The 400-nt window shown below is 65.2% G+C and carries 1 protein-coding gene; it reads left to right on the forward strand.

The window, feature by feature from the left end:
- On the forward strand, window positions 1-400 hold a 400-nt coding region (locus ON32_RS23315; protein WP_040793162.1), incomplete at both ends, for a tetratricopeptide repeat protein.

A 400-nucleotide genomic window follows, 5' to 3' on the forward strand; every position in this document is an offset into this window, starting at 1 on the left:
GACGAACACCCCAACACCCTGACCTCCCGCAACAACCTCGCCGCCGCCTATCACTCGGCCGGCCGGCTCACCGAAGCGATCGAACTCTACGAACAAAACCTCACCCACCGGGAACGCATCCTCGGCAACGAACACCCCGACACCCTGACCTCCCGCAACAACCTCGCCGGCGCCTACGACTCGGCCGGCCGGCTCACCGAGGCAATCGAACTCTACGAACAAACCCTCACCCACCGGGAACGCATCCTCGGCGACGAACACCCCGACACCCTGAACTCCCGCAACAACCTCGCCACCGCCTACCGGTCGGCGGGTCGGCTCACCGAGGCAATCGAACTCTACGAACAAACCCTCACCGCCGCCGAGCGCATCCTCGGCCGACGAACACCCAACACCCTGA

It is taken from the genome of Nocardia paucivorans NBRC 100373 (assembly GCF_000308675.1).
Lineage (GTDB): Bacteria > Actinomycetota > Actinomycetes > Mycobacteriales > Mycobacteriaceae > Nocardia > Nocardia paucivorans.